At 42.5% G+C, this 15,988-nt stretch carries 19 protein-coding genes; 17 read left to right on the forward strand and 2 right to left on the reverse strand.

All coding sequences use genetic code 11. The features are described from left to right. Positions 1-14: 14 nt before the first annotated feature. A complete protein-coding gene (locus tag H8706_RS00095) occupies positions 15-239 on the reverse strand; it encodes a FeoA family protein (RefSeq protein ID WP_262431009.1) in 225 nt (74 codons plus the stop codon). Between the two features lie 181 nt (positions 240-420). Between H8706_RS00095 and H8706_RS00100 the strand changes: the two genes are divergently transcribed. After that, on the forward strand, positions 421-1,797 hold the full coding sequence (locus H8706_RS00100; protein WP_262431010.1) for a diguanylate cyclase domain-containing protein: 1,377 nt from the start codon (positions 421-423) through the stop codon (positions 1,795-1,797). A 21-nt stretch (positions 1,798-1,818) separates the two neighbouring features. Continuing rightward, the gene (locus H8706_RS00105; RefSeq protein ID WP_262431011.1) at positions 1,819-2,574 is read left to right on the forward strand and encodes an LCP family glycopolymer transferase; all 756 of its coding nucleotides are present in this window, start codon (positions 1,819-1,821) and stop codon (positions 2,572-2,574) included. A gap of 39 nt (positions 2,575-2,613) precedes the next feature. Here the strand turns inward: H8706_RS00105 and H8706_RS00110 are convergent, their stop codons facing one another. Further along, a complete protein-coding gene (locus H8706_RS00110; RefSeq protein ID WP_178348361.1) occupies positions 2,614-2,781 on the reverse strand; it encodes a hypothetical protein in 168 nt (55 codons plus the stop codon). Between the two features lie 391 nt (positions 2,782-3,172). On the opposite strand from H8706_RS00110, the gene H8706_RS00115 reads away from it, so the two are divergent. The 15 genes from H8706_RS00115 to leuS all read left to right on the forward strand — a co-directional run bounded on the left by H8706_RS00115 (position 3,173) and on the right by leuS (position 15,963). Beyond that, on the forward strand, positions 3,173-4,297 hold the full coding sequence (locus H8706_RS00115; RefSeq protein WP_262431012.1) for an MGDG synthase family glycosyltransferase: 1,125 nt from the start codon (positions 3,173-3,175) through the stop codon (positions 4,295-4,297). After that, entirely contained in the window at positions 4,272-5,459 is a 1,188-nt protein-coding gene (locus H8706_RS00120) for a CCA tRNA nucleotidyltransferase (protein ID WP_262431013.1), read from the forward strand. The genes H8706_RS00115 and H8706_RS00120 overlap by 26 nt, the downstream gene beginning before the upstream one ends. Then, positions 5,449-6,336, forward strand: a complete 888-nt coding sequence (gene ispE / locus H8706_RS00125; RefSeq protein ID WP_262431014.1) for a 4-(cytidine 5'-diphospho)-2-C-methyl-D-erythritol kinase — start codon at positions 5,449-5,451, stop codon at positions 6,334-6,336. The genes H8706_RS00120 and ispE overlap by 11 nt, the downstream gene beginning before the upstream one ends. A 55-nt stretch (positions 6,337-6,391) precedes the next feature. Next, the gene (spoIIR, locus tag H8706_RS00130; protein WP_178348357.1) at positions 6,392-7,024 is read left to right on the forward strand and encodes a stage II sporulation protein R; all 633 of its coding nucleotides are present in this window, start codon (positions 6,392-6,394) and stop codon (positions 7,022-7,024) included. 122 nt (positions 7,025-7,146) lie between these two features. Beyond that, positions 7,147-7,797 carry a PAQR family membrane homeostasis protein TrhA gene (trhA, locus tag H8706_RS00135; RefSeq protein ID WP_178348356.1) on the forward strand — a complete coding sequence of 217 codons (651 nt, stop codon included), beginning with the start codon at positions 7,147-7,149 and terminating at the stop codon, positions 7,795-7,797. A 140-nt stretch (positions 7,798-7,937) separates the two neighbouring features. Further along, positions 7,938-8,246 carry a 50S ribosomal protein L21 gene (gene rplU, locus H8706_RS00140; RefSeq protein ID WP_178348355.1) on the forward strand — a complete coding sequence of 103 codons (309 nt, stop codon included), beginning with the start codon at positions 7,938-7,940 and terminating at the stop codon, positions 8,244-8,246. After that, a complete protein-coding gene (locus H8706_RS00145) occupies positions 8,246-8,575 on the forward strand; it encodes a ribosomal-processing cysteine protease Prp (RefSeq protein ID WP_178348354.1) in 330 nt (109 codons plus the stop codon). Before rplU ends, H8706_RS00145 begins: the two co-directional genes overlap by 1 nt. A 3-nt stretch (positions 8,576-8,578) precedes the next feature. Then, positions 8,579-8,863, forward strand: coding sequence for a 50S ribosomal protein L27 (gene rpmA / locus H8706_RS00150; protein WP_178348353.1), 285 nt, complete (start codon positions 8,579-8,581; stop codon positions 8,861-8,863). A gap of 107 nt (positions 8,864-8,970) precedes the next feature. Beyond that, positions 8,971-10,248, forward strand: a complete 1,278-nt coding sequence (gene obgE / locus H8706_RS00155) for a GTPase ObgE (protein WP_178348352.1) — start codon at positions 8,971-8,973, stop codon at positions 10,246-10,248. A gap of 81 nt (positions 10,249-10,329) precedes the next feature. Then, positions 10,330-10,623 carry a ribosome assembly RNA-binding protein YhbY gene (gene yhbY / locus H8706_RS00160; RefSeq protein ID WP_178348351.1) on the forward strand — a complete coding sequence of 98 codons (294 nt, stop codon included), beginning with the start codon at positions 10,330-10,332 and terminating at the stop codon, positions 10,621-10,623. An 18-nt stretch (positions 10,624-10,641) separates the two neighbouring features. Then, positions 10,642-11,262 (forward strand): nicotinate-nucleotide adenylyltransferase, encoded by a 621-nt coding sequence (gene nadD, locus H8706_RS00165; RefSeq protein ID WP_262431015.1) that lies wholly within the window; start codon positions 10,642-10,644, stop codon positions 11,260-11,262. Positions 11,263-11,266: 4 nt separating this feature from the next. Then, positions 11,267-11,827: a bis(5'-nucleosyl)-tetraphosphatase (symmetrical) YqeK gene (gene yqeK / locus H8706_RS00170; RefSeq protein ID WP_262431016.1), complete on the forward strand. Its 561-nt coding sequence runs from the start codon at positions 11,267-11,269 to the stop codon at positions 11,825-11,827. A 6-nt stretch (positions 11,828-11,833) separates the two neighbouring features. Continuing rightward, entirely contained in the window at positions 11,834-13,123 is a 1,290-nt protein-coding gene (locus tag H8706_RS00175; RefSeq protein ID WP_262431017.1) for an LCP family protein, read from the forward strand. A gap of 39 nt (positions 13,124-13,162) precedes the next feature. Further along, entirely contained in the window at positions 13,163-13,525 is a 363-nt protein-coding gene (gene rsfS, locus H8706_RS00180) for a ribosome silencing factor (RefSeq protein WP_262431018.1), read from the forward strand. Positions 13,526-13,554: 29 nt separating this feature from the next. Further along, positions 13,555-15,963 (forward strand): leucine--tRNA ligase, encoded by a 2,409-nt coding sequence (gene leuS, locus H8706_RS00185; protein WP_178348346.1) that lies wholly within the window; start codon positions 13,555-13,557, stop codon positions 15,961-15,963. The last annotated feature ends 25 nt before the right edge of the window (positions 15,964-15,988 follow it).

Below are 15,988 nucleotides of genomic sequence, written 5' to 3' on the forward strand. Positions count from 1 at the left end.
CAATCCTTTGTAATTTATTTTTTTATAACTTCAATTTTTTTCGCGTCTTCAAGGCGCAGAGTAAGCTCATATCCGCGTAAGCAAAGCTCTATCGGGTCGCCGAGAGGTGCGGTTTTGCGCACAAAAACCTCGGTTTTGGGGGTTAGTCCCATATCGAGCAAACGCCGTCTTAATGCGCCCTGTCCGCCCACAACCGTGATAATTCCTGAATCGCCGATTTTAAGTTTGTCGAGTGTCATAAGCTCCTCCCATGAGTCAATTTTTTCTTTGATAATGACTGCTTTTCTGTGAAATTTACTGCTTTATTATACAACAAACGACATTCTTTTGTCAATTACTATTGATTTTATGTGCAAAATATGTTATAAATTATATATGATAAATTACACTGAGATATGCAAAAACGGAGGATAAAGAATTATGAGTGCATCAAAAAAGCATAAATTTTCTTCATTTGATGTATATATTTTTATAATTCTGATTGCTTTTGAGCTTTTAATGTCGTTCACATTTTTGGGATACATACACATTCCGCCTGTTTCGGTTACGCTGGCATACATTCCTATTTTAATTGCCGCGTGCTTTCTCGGTACTGTGCAGTCAACCGTTGTAGGCGCGGTTTTCGGTTTGGCAAGTATGTATAAGTCGACTTCGTTTTATGTCTTGCCTGCCGATATGCTGTTTTCGCCGTTTTTGAGCGGAAATCCGATAGGAAGTTTAATTCTTTCGGTAGGCACGCGAACGTTTTTCGGTTTTCTTATAGGTCTTGCGTTCAGCTGGGCGAAAAAGAGCAAACGCCCGAAATTATGTATTGGTGTTGTTTCACTTATTGCGCCGACGCTCCACGCATTTTTGGTGTTAACCGCGTCGGGTATTTTCTTCCCCGACGAGCTGGGCGAATTTGTTTCGCCGTTTCTTATAATAAGCAATATTATCCTCTCAATATTCTGTGTAGGAATTGTTGAGTTTTCGTGGAGAGAATATACCGAAAAGTCGCTTAAAACCGTAAAAAGGGCGATAGATAAGTCAAGCTGCATACCGAATGTCAATTCGTCAAAACAAAAGTTTCTGATTTCGCTTTTTACTTTGTTTATCTTCGGTATGACAATCGCCGCGGCGCTTTATTTTGCGGACAGAATGTCGTTTATGCTCCGTCAGCATAACGTTGCTGTTTCGGCAGTGATAACAGGCGACCTTATCCATTTGCAGGTGCAGTTTATGATGGCTCTGTTTTCGCTCAATGTCATAAGCGTTGTTATCCTGATTTTGGGGTATCAGTACACAGCATACAAAAGTTTTATCGGCGAACTTGATGCGGTGACGAATGTTATGGGACGAAGACTGTTTTTAAACTGCTGTGAAAGAGCGCAGAGCGGCGCGGATTTGCAGACACGCGGAGAGGGCTGGTTTTTGTTCCTCGATGTTGACAATTTTAAAACGGTTAACGACACGCTGGGTCACACCGTGGGCGACGGTGTTTTGAAGAAAGTTGCATTTATTTTGAAAAATACATTCGGCGGCTTCGGAATAGTCGGACGTATGGGCGGTGACGAGTTTGCGGTTATGATAGATAAAAAAACGTTCAGCGATGAAGAAATAAAAAAACTGACGGACGGATTTTTGTCGGAAATATCGGGAATAATTGACGCACCGTTAAAGGTTAGCTGCAGTATAGGAGCGTGCAGATTTTCGTTCCCGGCGGATATTGCGGTTTTGATGAATAAGACCGATGCGTATTTGTATCGGGCAAAGGAAAAAGGACGCGCCTGCTGTGTTATAGGCTCAATGTCCGATTAGAATTTGATTAAGGCGGAGTTTATGCAAATTAAAAAGGAAGAAAAATTGAAAATTCTGATTTTTTCGATATGTTCGTTTGTTGTGATTTTTATAGGCGTTATATGCGGTTTTTCGCTTAATAACCTTAAAAACGACAGTAAAAAACTTCCCGACGAGCTGAAGAAAAACACAAATATTTTGCTTATTTTTTTGGACGAAGGCAAAAAAGAGGCAGACGGAATTTTTGCGGTGTCGTTAGACCCAAAAAATAACAAAATAGATCTTGACGATATACCGCGCACTGCAAAAACGGTGTATGACGGTGCGGATGACACATTTCGGGGCATATATTCCGAAAACGGCGCAGAGGCGCTCAAAGAGTGCGTCGGAAAAGAAAAAAATATTAAATTTGACAAATACATTTGCCTTGACAGGGATTTGCTTGAAAAAACGGTAAACACAACAGGTGATATTGCGGTTGATTTTAAAGGCGCGGTGTCGTTTTCACAAAACGGCGAGAGTTTTTCGTTTGAAAAGGGCGAGTGTTTGCTTAATCCCGTGCAGTTTGCGCTCTGTTTTGCGTATCTTTGCAGGGACGGAGCGAAAAAAGATAACAAGCCGGAATTGCTGAAATCGTTTTTCAAGCGTCTTTCCGGTGCGGATTTTGCGCCTTGGCAGCAAAAGGAATTTTTAAACATTGTAAAGCAGTCGAAAACCGACATTGCAAGTTACGATTTTGACGATTTGGCAAAGATTTTCTCGTCGATGGATAATGCCGAAATAACGGTGAAACAATAAAAAAGGCAGGACGAAAATGCCGTCCTGCCGATTTATAACTTAACAGCAGCAGTTGTCGTCATTTGAAAAAAGCAGCCAGATTACAACGATTGCACCGATTATAATCCAGATGTTGTTTCCCGAAAAAATGCCGTTGTTTCTGCAGCACGGATCGGGAGGACAAGGCGGCGGACATTTAGGTTCGCACGTATTGCAGCAATCAATCATATTATACCTCCGAAATTACCTTTAAATTACTGACAGCAGGGTGTGTTGTCCTCGCCGCAGTTTATGAACAACAAAAGAATGAGTATCAAGAACCACAATGCGGTACTGCTGTTTTCGCAGCAGCCGCCGTTACCGAAACCGAACATTAACGCGCACCTCCTTATTTTTGGAATTTTTCTGCGTTTAAATTATCAATCGCAGCAGCCGAAGAGAAGCAGGAACACCAAAATGAAAAACAACATACCGTCGTTTCCGTTAAAAAGGTTTTGGCAGCAGCCTCTTGTCATAGTCAACACCTCCAAGATTACAATTTCTGTGTTTGCTTTAGCCGGGTGGCTTAATATATACTATGTAAAATATGAAAAATGTGTGAAGATAAGGAGCGAAAAAAATGAAAGCGGTTATTTTGACAATTTCTGCAGGCGGCGGTCATAATACGGCGGCAAAAGCCATTAACGAGTGCTTTTCCGAGCGCAGTATTGAAACCGTCACAATCGATGCGTATAAGTATTTTAACAAGTATTTAAGTGACGTTGTTGAAAACGGCTATCTTTTTTCAACAAAATACGTTCCCAAGCTGTACGGCAAGTTTTACCGTATGGCGGAAAAAAAGTCGGATACCGACATAAAAATGAAAATGGGTGCGTTCGGCACAGCGCTGGTACTGCGCAAATTCGCGCGCTTTATCGCGGCGCAGAATGCCGACGTCATCATTGCAACGCACATTTTTGCGGGCGAGCTTTTGACGATACTGCGCGAAAAGGGTATCCTTGACGAAAGCGTGAAAACGGTCGGCATTGTGACGGATTTTACCGTCCACCCGTTTTGGGAGGAAACAAATCTCGATTATTATGTCACCGCGTCTGAGCTTTTGAATTATCAGATGGTTAAAAAGGGTATTCCCGAAGAAAAAATATTGCCGTTCGGTATTCCCGTTCACCCGAAATTTTCAAAGAAAATTTCAAAGCACGAGGCGAGGGGACTTCTCGGCGTGCCGAACAAGGACACTGTTTTTGTAATAGCAGGCTCTATGGGCTTCGGCGATGTTGCGCACCATATAAAAAATCTCGATAAATCGGGACACGATTTTCAGATTATCGCGGTTTGCGGAAACAACAAAAAGTTAAAAGCGCATCTTGAAAAAATGAAAGATAAAATGAACAAAGATATGTTTGTTTACGGTTTTGTGAACAATGTTGACGTTATTATGGACGCCGCCGACTGTATCGTTACAAAGCCCGGCGGACTTACCGTGTCCGAGGCGCTGGCAAAGAAAATGCACCTTATTTTGATTGACCCTATTCCCGGACAGGAAGACAGAAATTCGGAATTTCTGCTCAACTGCGGTGTTGCAATAAAGGTTTCCGAAACGTTCCCCGTTGACGAGGCGGTGCATTTGTTCTACGACAACAAAATCAAAACCGAGTATTACGACAGAATTATAGACGCGGTTGCAAAGCCCGACGCAGGTATGAAATTAGGTGAATTTGTTGAAAAGGTATGCCGTAAAGATTGATTTGCCGGCGGAGATTGAATATGTTATAACGTCGCTCGAAAAGGGTGGTTTTGAGGCTTACACCGCAGGCGGTTCGGTGCGCGATTTTCTTTTAAAACGCGCCGTTTCGGACTATGACGTTACTACAAACGCAGAGCCGTGCGATGTGCACAAAATTTTTAGAAAGTGCTTTGACACCGGGATAAAACACGGCACGGTGACAGTAATCAGCGGAAAATATCACGTTGAAATTACAACATACAGGGTTGACGGCGATTATGTGGCGCACCGAAAACCCGAAAGCGTGCATTTTTCAAAAAAACTTTCGGACGATTTGTCGCGCCGCGATTTTACGGTTAACGCGCTCGTTTACAACCCGAATGAGGGAATTTTGGATTTTTTCGGCGGAACGGACGATATTAAAAATAAAACAATCCGTGCGGTGGGCGACGGCGAAAAACGTTTTTTTGAGGACGCACTGCGGATTATCCGCGCCGTGCGTTTTGCGTGCGTTCTGGGGTTTGAAATCGAGCCGAAAACCTTTTGCGCAATGAAAAACAATGCAAAATATTTGTCCGACATAAGCTGTGAGCGTATAAGAGAGGAATTTACAAAAATTTTGTGCGCAAAAAATCTCGGTGCGCTTGCCGTATCGGCGCAAAACGGCATTTTCGACAGGATTTTCCCCGATATAAAAAGCATTGAAAATTTTGAAAAAATTTCCCGTTCGGACGGCGGTTACTGCGTTAAATGGGCGCTTTTTATTTATTATATGAACAAAAACGGCGCCGATGAAATTTTGGCAAAATATAAGTTTTCCAACGCTGAAAAACATAAAATAAAGTTTCTGATAAACTCGGCAGAAGTTAATTTTACGCAAAACCGCGCGGATATAAAGCGTTTTTTGCAAAAAGGCGATATATATTTAAATGAAACGGAAATTTTCCTTACCGCAATCGGAAAGTTTTATCCTGCCGATATAATCTCCGACATCATAAATTCGTGCGAGCCGTACAAGCTTTGTATGCTTAAAACGGACGGCGCGCAGATTAAAAATTATGCGAAAAAGAGCGAAGATACGGGGAAAATTTTGAATTATCTTTTGGATTTTGTTATAGAAAATCCGCATAATAACACAAAAGAAAGGCTGTTTGAAAAGGCGGAAAAATTTTATGATAATTAAAGCATATGCAAAAATAAATCTCGGTCTGGACGTTGTGCGAAAGCGCGCGGACGGCTATCACGACGTAAAAATGATTATGCAGACGATTGACGTTTTCGACACGCTTGACATAAAACTCGGTATTGAAAACGGCGAAAACACCGTAAGTTTGGGCGGTTTGGGTAAAATATCCGTTGTTTGCGGTGACGAAAATGTGCCGTGCGGCGAAACAAATCTTGTTTGCAAATCGGCAAAAGCATTTTTGGAATACACGGGCAAAAAAGCCGATATTTCGGTGAAAATCGAAAAAAACATTCCCGTCGGCGCGGGTCTTGCCGGCGGAAGTACCGACGCGGCAGCGGTTCTTCGCGCGTTAAACGTTTTGCTTAAAACCGATTTGTCCGATACAGAACTTATGAAAATCGCGAAAAACATCGGCGCGGACGTGCCGTTCTGCGTTGTCGGAAATACATATCTTGCCGAGGGAATAGGCGAAATTTTAACACCCGTCAAAAGCAATATTAAGTTTGATATTTTGCTTGTTAAACCGCCGTTTTCGGTGTCTACGCCGTCGGTTTACAAGTCGCTTGTGCTTGATGAAAATACAACGCATCCCGACATAGACAAAATTAAAAATGCGCTTGAGGACGGAAATGTTTCGGTAATTTATGAAAATTTAGGCAACACGCTTGAGGACGTGACGCTTAAAATGTACGGCGAAGTCGGGAAAATAAAGGAAAATTTAAAAAATCTCGGTGCGAGCGCAGTGCTTATGAGCGGTTCGGGACCGAGCGTTTTCGCAATTTTCGGCGACAGGCAAAAACTTGACGGCGCATATAAAATTATGAAAGAAAAGTACAAACAAACATATTTGACATCAACTATAAACAATGTATAAATTTTAAAAAATTGCCGATAATCATAGTGTAAATTCATTTTTCGGAGGTTATAAAATGAAAAAATTTATACCCGTTGTGATTATCGGTTTTATTATAACTATGGCGGTATCGTCATATTTCGGCAAGGTTGAGTCGGCGCTTTCAGACAATGTTTTGCGTTTGCACGTTATTGCAAACAGCGACTCCGACGCCGACCAGGAGCTGAAATTAAAGGTGCGCGACAAAATTTTGCAGTCGAGCGGAGGGGTTTTTGCAAAGGACTGCAATATTGCCGAGGCGAAAGAAACGGTTAAGGCGAATATTGCCGAAATTGAGAAAACCGCGCGTGAAACGGTTGCTGAAAACGGCTGCGATTATCCCGTGAAAGTGACGTTCGGCAAAAGCGATTTTCCCACAAAAGCATACGGAAAAGTGACGCTTCCTGCCGGAACGTATGAGGCGCTGAAAGTTGAAATAGGCGAGGCAAAAGGTAAAAACTGGTGGTGCGTTATGTTCCCTCCGCTTTGTTTTGTAGATGCAAGCAGTCCCGAAATGAGCGCCGATGCTATGGCGGTTTTGAAAGAAAACTTGACCGACGACGAATACGCGCTCGTTACAAATTCCGACAATGCAGGCGTTGAGATAAAGTTTAAGGCATACGAAATCTGGCAGAACGGCAAAAACAAAGTTAAACTTATGCTGAAATAGGGACGGCTAAAACCGTCCCTTTTAAGTGAGAAAGTATATTTAGTATTTAATACTAAATATACTTGACAAAACGATAATTATATGCTATATTGATGACTATAATAATAACAGGAGATGTTTTTATGCAGACAAGGGTGAATAATCAAACGCTCGGCGAGGAAATAGCAAATGCAATATCACACGGAATAGGCGAGCTTTTGTCCATCGCCGGCGCGGCGGTGGCGATTGTGTACGCTTGTTTTGTGAGCGACGCAATAGGCATTGTTTCGGCGTCGATATACGGCTTTTCGCTTATTCTTCTTTATGCCGTTTCGACAATTTATCATTCGCTGGCAAATAATCGGGCAAAAGCGGTTTTCAGAGTTTTGGACCATTGTTCGATTTTTGTGCTGATTTTGGGTACGGATACGCCGGTTTATCTGTCGCTTATCCGCGGTGCGCTCGGCTGGACGCTTTTCGGAATAACCGCATTTTTAACCGCGCTCGGAATTGTTCTCAACAGTATAAACATCAAAAAATTCACTAAAATTTCTATGGTTTTGTACGTTCTTATGGGCTGGCTTGTGGTTATCGCATTCGGGAAAATGCTTAAAATTGTGCCGTCCGAAGGCATTGCACTTTTGGTGAGCGGAGGAATTTGCTATACAATAGGAATTATATTCTACAAAATGAAGAAAACAAGGTTTATGCACTCGGTTTGGCACCTCTTTGTGCTTGGCGGAAGCGTGCTTCATTACTTCTTTGTTTTGTTCTATGCACTTCCGATAAAATAATTTGAAAAATATTGTAAAAAATGTTTGACAAAGCGTATGTTTTGTGTTACAATATTACGGTAACCGCATAGAATGGGTCTTAATCTGCGCATTTGCAGAACCTTATTTTTAGCGAGAAAACATAAGGAGGTGCATATTTTATGTACGCTGTTATATTAACCGGCGGAAAACAGTATAAAGTTTCGGAGGGCGACGTTGTTTTCATTGAGAAACTCGAGGCTAACGAAGGCGATACTGTTAAATTCGACAAAGTTCTTTGCGTTTCGGGCGATAACACAGTTATCGGCACACCTGTTGTTGAGGGCGCAAGCGTTGACGCAACTGTTGTGAAAAACGGCAAAGCAAAGAAAATCATTGTGTTTAAGTATAAACCCAAAAAAGGTTCTAAAACCAAACAGGGTCACAGACAGCCTTATACAAAGGTTAAAATTGAAAAAATCAATGCGTAATGACGAATATTAAAATTTATCGCGACAAAAATAAGAACATAGTTAAGGCAGAGTTTGACGGACACGCTCTTTTCTCAAACGAAAATGACATTGTGTGTGCGGCGCTTTCCGCAGTGAGCTATCTTACCGCAAACGGTATTGAAAACGTTGCAAAAGTTAATATCGGCTATGAAACGGGCGACGGATATTTATACTTTGTTCTCCCGCGCGATATTGATGAAGATAAGCGTAAAAAAGCCAATGTGCTTTTGGAAAGTATGTACTTATTTTTAACCGATTTGCAAAAACAGTATTCCGATTGTATCAGTATTTCTGATTTGGAGGTGTAACTAATGTTTAAATTAAATCTTGAATTGTTCGCTCATAAAAAAGGTGTCGGCAGCACAAAGAACGGCCGTGACAGTGAGTCCAAAAGACTCGGCGTTAAAAGAGGCGACGGTCAGTTTGTATTGTCGGGCAACATCTTGGTTAGACAGAGAGGAACTAAAATTCATCCCGGTATAAACGTTAAAAAGGGCAGTGATGACACTCTTTTTGCTGTTGTTGACGGCAAAGTTAAATTTGAAAGAGTCGGCAAAGACAAAAAGCAGGTTAGTGTTTACGAAATTGCCGAATAATGAATTTTTAGGATTTGAAGGGGTTGGTTGCTTAAAGCCAACCCTTTTATTGTTTGATATGGAATAATTTTACACCAATCGGAATTTTTAAAAAGGAGGCATTTTGTATGCTGGCAGATACGGCTACAATTTATATAGAAGCCGGAAACGGCGGAAACGGGCTTGTTTCGTTTCACAGAGAAAAATACGTTGCGGCAGGCGGTCCCGACGGCGGTGACGGCGGAAACGGCGGCGACGTTATACTGGAGGTTGACGATAAGGTGAGCACCCTTGCCGACTTCCGCTACAGAAAGCAGTATAAAGCACAGAACGGCGGTGACGGAAAAGCGGCGAGATGTTCGGGTAAAAACGGCGAAGATTTAGTTGTCACCGTGCCGATAGGAACGCTTGTAAAGGACGCAAATACCGACAGAATTATTGCCGATTTGAACAAACTCGGACAGAGAATGATTATCGCAAAAGGCGGCAGCGGCGGCTGGGGAAACAGTCACTTTGCAACGCCGACACGTCAAATTCCGCGTTTTGCAAAAAGCGGAACGGACGGCGAAAAACGCGAAATCAAACTTGAATTAAAGCTTCTTGCCGACGTCGGTCTTGTGGGATTTCCGAATGTGGGAAAATCCACGCTTTTATCTGTGGTGAGCGACGCGCGCCCCAAAATTGCAAACTATCATTTCACCACGCTCGAGCCTAATCTCGGCGTTGTAGACCTCGGCGCAGGCAACAGCTTTGTTATGGCTGACATTCCCGGAATTATCGAGGGTGCGAGCGAGGGAATAGGACTTGGACACGAATTTTTAAAACACGTTGAGCGAACAAGACTTCTCATTCACGTTGTGGACGCGTCGGGCATTGAGGGCAGAAATCCTATTGAAGATTTTGACAAAATCAACGACGAAATAAAAAAATATAATCCCAAACTTGCCGAGAAAAAACAGATTGTGGCGGCAAACAAAAAGGATATTGTTTTTGACGAAAGCATTTACAGCGGTTTTTGTGACGAAATGAAAAAACGCGGTTATGAGGTTTTTGAAATTTCGGCGGCAACAAAGCTTAACGTGGACAAGCTTTTGAAATACACATCGGGACTTTTGGACACAATCCCGATGCCGATACTTGCCGAGGACGACTCGGACGAAGAAAAAATCATAAAATTTGAAGAGGACGAGCCGTTCACCGTGCGCCGTGAAAACGATACCTTTATCGTGGAGGGCGAATGGGTGAAACGTCTTATCGGATCAACAAATTTTGCCGACAACGAATCTTTGCAGTATTTCCAGCGCTCTCTGCGCAAGAAAGGCGTTATAAAAGCGCTTGAGGCAAAGGGTATAAACGAGGGAAATCCCGTGAAAATTTACGACATTGAATTTGATTATGTAAGATAATATATCTTGACATAAGGTGTCGGAATTTAGTATAATATAATTTGCAGTATTTTGTATTTGATGTTTGAGGAGATTAACTTAATGATAACAAGCAAGCAGAGGGCATATTTACGCGGACTTGCAAACAAAATTACGCCTATTTTCCAAATCGGCAAGGGCGGAATTAACGAAAATATGCTGAAACAGGTTGACGATGCGCTGGAAAAGCGCGAGCTTATAAAATTTCACGTTTTGGAAAATTCTTTAATGGATACGCGTGAGGCGTGCGGTGAAATTGCTGACGCGCTCGGCGCAGAACCCGTTATTGTGATAGGCTCGAAATTCGTTTTATACCGCGAGTCGAAAGACTATAAAGAAATTATTTTGCCAAGATAGGCGTCGGGAAGGGTATAAATGGCTGAAAAAATTGGAATTATGGGCGGAACGTTTGATCCCGTGCATATCGGTCATATGGTTATGGCATCGTTTGCTGCGGACGAATTTTGTCTTGACAGGGTGATTTTCGTTCCGAACGGAAATCCTCCGCACAAAAAAGCATTCGGCGATAAAATGTACCGTTTCGATATGACGTGCCTTGCGGTGTCGGGTGACAAACGCTTTTCGGTCAGCGACTTTGAAATTTCAAAGAAAGGCTATTCCTATGCCGTCGATACGGTTTCGCATTTTGCCGAAAACGGCGATAAGATTTACTTTATAATCGGCGCGGATTCTTTTTACGATCTTGTGTCCTGGTACGATTTTGAAAATCTTGTAAAAAAATGCGCATTTATCGCCTTTGACCGCAAAAGTTCGGGCGGTAAAAACATAAAACACGAAAATATTGTTTCTGATATTGAGAATTTCAACAAAAAATACGGTGCAGAGGTTTATTACGCGAAAATGCCGTTTATAGATGTTTCGTCCACGATGATAAGACAGCGCGTTTCAGAGGGAAAAAGCATAAAATACTTAACGTGCGAAAGCGTGGAAAAATATATTTATCAACATAATCTTTACAGTGAAAAGGAAGAATAAACATATGGATATAAACTCAATACGGACAAAGCTTCAGAGTATGCTTTTGGAAAAACGCTTCAATCATTCGCTGATGGTGTGCGAAACGGCGAAAGAGCTTGCGAGAATGTACGGCGCAGATGAAAAAAAAGCCGAAATTGCAGGACTTTTGCACGACTGCGCGAAAAACTTTTCAAAAGACGAAATGTTTTCACTGTGCGAAAAATATGCCATTAAGCTGGACGAGGTGACAAAAAAACAGGTCGGCTTAATCCACGCGTTTCTCGGCGCGGAGGTTGCAAAAGATTTGTTCGGCATTGATGATGACGAAATATACGACGCAATTTTCTATCACACTGTCGGGAAACCCGATATGAGTCTGCTTACCAAGATTATATACATAGCGGACGCAATCGAGCCTCTCCGAAATTACGACGGTGTGGAGCATTTGAGAGAACTTGCGCACTCTGACCTTGACAAAGCGCTGGTTTATCAGATTGACATAACCATAAAATCGGTACTCAAAAAAGGCTCGCTTCTTCACCTTAACACTGTTGATACGAGAAATTATTATTTAAGCAGGTGATTTTGATTGTCTAAATCGATAAAAACATACTGGAAAAATACGCTGTCGTTCACACTCATTCTTGCGCTTATCGCAACGGGCGGTTTCGGATTTTTCTGGTCTAAAATGATATACGGTGTCCGCGCAAGCGGCAAAAACAATCTTACAAACGAAAATATTTGCGTAAATTCACTTATTCTGGGCGTTGACAAAGAGGGTTACAGAACGGACGTTATAATTTTTGCCCAGCTTAATCTGGCGAACAATACGCTCAATATGATACAAATTCCGCGCGACACTTATGTCGCAACCAACAAGCTTGACCACAAAATCAACTCCTCCTACATTTCGTTTACAAACGGCAAGATTACGCCGAAAGTTGAGAACGTTTACAACTCGGTTGAGGAGGTTTTGGGACTTAAAGCGGACAATTACATTCTTGTTGACATAAACGGTTTCAGAAACATAATCGACGCAATCGGCGGTGTTGAGTTTGACGTTCCGATAAGAATGTTTTATAACGACCCCGAGCAGAATTTGCATATCGACCTTCAAAAGGGAAAACAGCTTTTGAACGGCAAAAAAGCGGAAATGCTGGTTCGTTTCAGACAGAACGACGACCATACGGGTTATCCGCGCGCCGACCTTGACCGAAACGAAGTGCAGAGAAAGTTTATCTATGCGGTTATCGACAAGGTTTTTGACATAACGAATTTCTCGAAATTGCCCGAACTTGTCGCAAGTGTTACGTCGAGCGTTAAAACGAGCTTTGACAGTAACAAAATTTTGCAGTATTCCACAATCGCGCTGTCCGTTCCGCGCGAAAACATAAATATTATGGGTATTGAGGGCGTTGCGGAAAACCGCCCGTACGGCTCGTATTTTGTGGCTAACAAGACGCTCAACAAAGAACTTGTGAGCAAGTATTTTATAGACGGTTCGGACTCGGCTTTGAGCGGTGTTGAGGTTTCAAGACGAAATCTTCTTATGTCGGACGATGCGGAAAACACCGAACAGGTGGATATGACGCTTTCCGACGCAAGCTTTATTGAGAAAAAACTTGCAACTGTTGAAATTATAGACGGTTCAAACGGCAAAAAAGACGCATCAAGCATAAAATCCGCTCTTGAAAGCAAGGGATACCGCGTGAGGGATGTTCATTCGACAGGCAGTGTCAAATACAGCGAAACGAAAGTCATTGCTAAAAAATCGTCCAAAAACGTTAATACCGTCTGCAAAATCATAGGCGAGGAAAAATTTGTTGTAAATGAGTCCAAAACGGACGGTGCGGATATTTTAATCGTGCTCGGCTCATAAAAAATTACCGGGTGCACAAAATTACGGAAGGAAGAAAATATGGAGTCAAAAGAATTGATGCTTAAAGCCGTTACAATTTTGGACGGCAAAAAGGCAAGAAATATAAAAGTTTTAAACATTTCGCCCCTTACCACCATTGCAGATTATTTCGTGGTATGTTCGGGCGGTTCCACAACGCAGATAAAGGCGCTTTCCGACGCTTTGGAGGAGGAGCTTGAAAAAATAAGTGTTCACTTTATCGGCAAAGAGGGATTTAACTCGGCAAATTGGATTTTGATGGATTACGGCAGTGTGGTTATTCACATTTTCTCCGAGGAAATGCGTGAATTTTATTCAATCGAGCATCTTTGGTCGGACGCAGAAGAAGTTGACATTTCGCCGTATATCATTGATGAAAACTAATTCTTATTTAAGAAGGGAATGACATAAAAATGCAGTACAATGCTTCTGAAATTGAGAAAAAATGGCAAAAAATCTGGGACGAAAACGAAACCTACAAGGCAGGCACCGATATGTCCAAGCCAAAGTTTTACGGTCTTGTTGAATTTCCTTATCCGTCGGGACACGGACTTCACGTCGGCCACCCGCGCGGATACACCGCGATTGATATAATCTGCCGTAAAAAACGTATGGAGGGTTATAACGTCCTTTTCCCGATGGGCTGGGACGCTTTCGGACTTCCCACCGAGAACTATGCCATTAAAAATAAAATCCACCCGAAAATCGTTACCGAAAACAATATTGCAAACTTTAAGCGTCAGCTTAAAATGCTTGGTTTTTCGTTCGACTGGTCGAAAGAAGTTAACACCACCGACCCGAATTATTACAAATGGACGCAGTGGATTTTTCTTCAGCTTTTCAAGCACGGTCTTGCATATAAAACAAAAATGCCTATCAACTACTGCACAGGCTGTAAGGTAGGTCTTGCAAACGAGGAGGTTGTAAACGGCGTTTGCGAAAGATGCGGAAGTGAGGTTATCCAGAAAGAAAAAAGCCAGTGGATGCTCAAAATCACCGAGTATGCACAGCGCCTTATCGACGATTTGGACGGCCTTGATTATATAGAAAAGGTTAAAATTCAGCAGAAAAACTGGATCGGACGTTCCGAGGGCGCGGAGGTTGATTTTGCAATCGACGGCTGCGACGACAAAATAAGAGTTTACACCACACGCTGTGATACTTTGTTCGGCGCTACATATATGGTTTTGTCGCCAGAACACCCGTATATTGAAAAATATAAAGACAAAATTAAAAATATGGACGCTGTTAAAGAATATCAAGCTGCGGCGGCGAAAAAGTCGGAATTTGAAAGATGTGAGCTTGTTAAGGAAAAAACGGGCGTCTGCCTTGAGGGTCTTGAGGCAATAAACCCCGTAAACGGCAAAAAAATCCCGATTTGGATTTCGGACTATGTTCTCGTAACATACGGAACGGGCGCTATTATGGCTGTTCCGGCGCACGACGAGCGTGACTGGGAGTTTGCGAAAAAATTCGGTCTGCCCATTATCGAGGTTGTTTCGGGCGGTGAGGACGTTCAGAAAGCGGCGTTTACCGACGTTGCGGACGGCGTTTTGGTTAACTCCGGATTTTTGACGGGAAAACGCGTTAAAGACGCTATTTCCGCTATGATAGATTACCTTGAAGAAAAAGGGATAGGAAAGCGCAAGGTTAACTACAAGCTCCGCGACTGGGTATTTTCGCGCCAGAGATACTGGGGTGAGCCTATTCCGCTCGTTCACTGCGACGATTGCGGCTGGGTGCCTATCCCCGAAGATGAACTTCCGTTAAAGCTTCCCGAAATGAAAGATTTCGAGCCGGGCGAAAACGGCGAATCTCCGCTTAACAAGGCAGAGGATTGGAAAAACACCGTATGCCCGAAATGCGGTAAAAAAGCAGTGCGTGAAACCGACACAATGCCCCAGTGGGCAGGTTCGTCGTGGTATTTCTTAAGATATATCGACCCTGCGAACAACGATGTTTTGGCAGGAAAAGAGCTTTTAAAATACTGGCTTCCCGTCGATTGGTACAACGGCGGTATGGAGCATACGACACTGCATCTTCTCTATTCGAGATTTTGGCATAAATTCCTTTACGATATCGGTGCTGTTCCCACAAAAGAGCCGTATCAGAAAAGAACGTCGCACGGTATGATTTTGGGCGAGAACAACGAGAAAATGTCCAAATCGCGCGGAAACGTCGTAAATCCCGACGATATTGTAAACGAATTCGGCGCGGACACATTCAGAACTTATGAAATGTTCATAGGCGCATTTGACCAGTCAACACCGTGGTCACAGCAGGGCGTAAGGGGCTGCCGAAAATTCCTTGAAAGAGTATGGAATTTGCAGGATATTATGACAGACGGCGGTATCCGCCCCGAAAATGAAAGCCTTGTTCACAAAATGATTAAAAAGGTTACCGAGGACATTGACAGAATGAAATTTAACACCGCCATTGCAGCTATGATGAGTTTTATCAATGAGATGTACGCGCAGGGCAGTGTTACAAAGGGCGAACTTTCGGTGCTTTTACAGCTTTTGAACCCCACTGCACCGCATATCACCGAGGAAATGTGGTCGCTTATCGGCAATGAAAAAACCATTGACGAAACAAAATGGCCTGTTTATGACGAGGCGAAAACGGTGGACAGCGAAGTTGAAATTGTTTTGCAGATAAACGGCAAAATTAAAGAAAAAATTACTGTTGCGGCTAATCTTTCCGATGACGAAATCAAAGCTAAAGCGCTTGAAAACGACGTTATAAAAGTCTTTACCGACGGTAAAACTATCGTAAAAGTTATTGTTGTAAAAGGAAAGCTTGTAAATATTGTTGTTAAATAGATTTGCGTTTTGGGTAAAATAAATA

The organism is Qingrenia yutianensis, from assembly GCF_014385105.1.
Classification (GTDB): domain Bacteria; phylum Bacillota; class Clostridia; order UMGS1810; family UMGS1810; genus Qingrenia; species Qingrenia yutianensis.

Bases quoted from the DNA above. Each gene is read 5' to 3' on its own strand.
- yqeK (WP_262431016.1), top strand. From the start codon at position 11,267: ATGGATATAAACTCAATACGGACAAAGCTTCAGAGTATGCTTTTGGAA.
- rpmA (WP_178348353.1), top strand. From the start codon at position 8,579: ATGTTTAAATTAAATCTTGAATTGTTCGCTCATAAAAAAGGTGTCGGC.
- leuS (WP_178348346.1), top strand. From the start codon at position 13,555: ATGCAGTACAATGCTTCTGAAATTGAGAAAAAATGGCAAAAAATCTGG.
- yhbY (WP_178348351.1), top strand. From the start codon at position 10,330: ATGATAACAAGCAAGCAGAGGGCATATTTACGCGGACTTGCAAACAAA.
- ispE (WP_262431014.1), top strand. From the start codon at position 5,449: ATGATAATTAAAGCATATGCAAAAATAAATCTCGGTCTGGACGTTGTG.
- rplU (WP_178348355.1), top strand. From the start codon at position 7,938: ATGTACGCTGTTATATTAACCGGCGGAAAACAGTATAAAGTTTCGGAG.
- H8706_RS00145 (WP_178348354.1), top strand. From the start codon at position 8,246: ATGACGAATATTAAAATTTATCGCGACAAAAATAAGAACATAGTTAAG.
- H8706_RS00110 (WP_178348361.1), bottom strand. From the start codon at position 2,781: ATGATTGATTGCTGCAATACGTGCGAACCTAAATGTCCGCCGCCTTGT.
- obgE (WP_178348352.1), top strand. From the start codon at position 8,971: ATGCTGGCAGATACGGCTACAATTTATATAGAAGCCGGAAACGGCGGA.
- H8706_RS00115 (WP_262431012.1), top strand. From the start codon at position 3,173: ATGAAAGCGGTTATTTTGACAATTTCTGCAGGCGGCGGTCATAATACG.
- trhA (WP_178348356.1), top strand. From the start codon at position 7,147: ATGCAGACAAGGGTGAATAATCAAACGCTCGGCGAGGAAATAGCAAAT.
- H8706_RS00095 (WP_262431009.1), bottom strand. From the start codon at position 239: ATGACACTCGACAAACTTAAAATCGGCGATTCAGGAATTATCACGGTT.
- H8706_RS00105 (WP_262431011.1), top strand. From the start codon at position 1,819: ATGCAAATTAAAAAGGAAGAAAAATTGAAAATTCTGATTTTTTCGATA.
- nadD (WP_262431015.1), top strand. From the start codon at position 10,642: ATGGCTGAAAAAATTGGAATTATGGGCGGAACGTTTGATCCCGTGCAT.
- spoIIR (WP_178348357.1), top strand. From the start codon at position 6,392: ATGAAAAAATTTATACCCGTTGTGATTATCGGTTTTATTATAACTATG.
- H8706_RS00100 (WP_262431010.1), top strand. From the start codon at position 421: ATGAGTGCATCAAAAAAGCATAAATTTTCTTCATTTGATGTATATATT.
- rsfS (WP_262431018.1), top strand. From the start codon at position 13,163: ATGGAGTCAAAAGAATTGATGCTTAAAGCCGTTACAATTTTGGACGGC.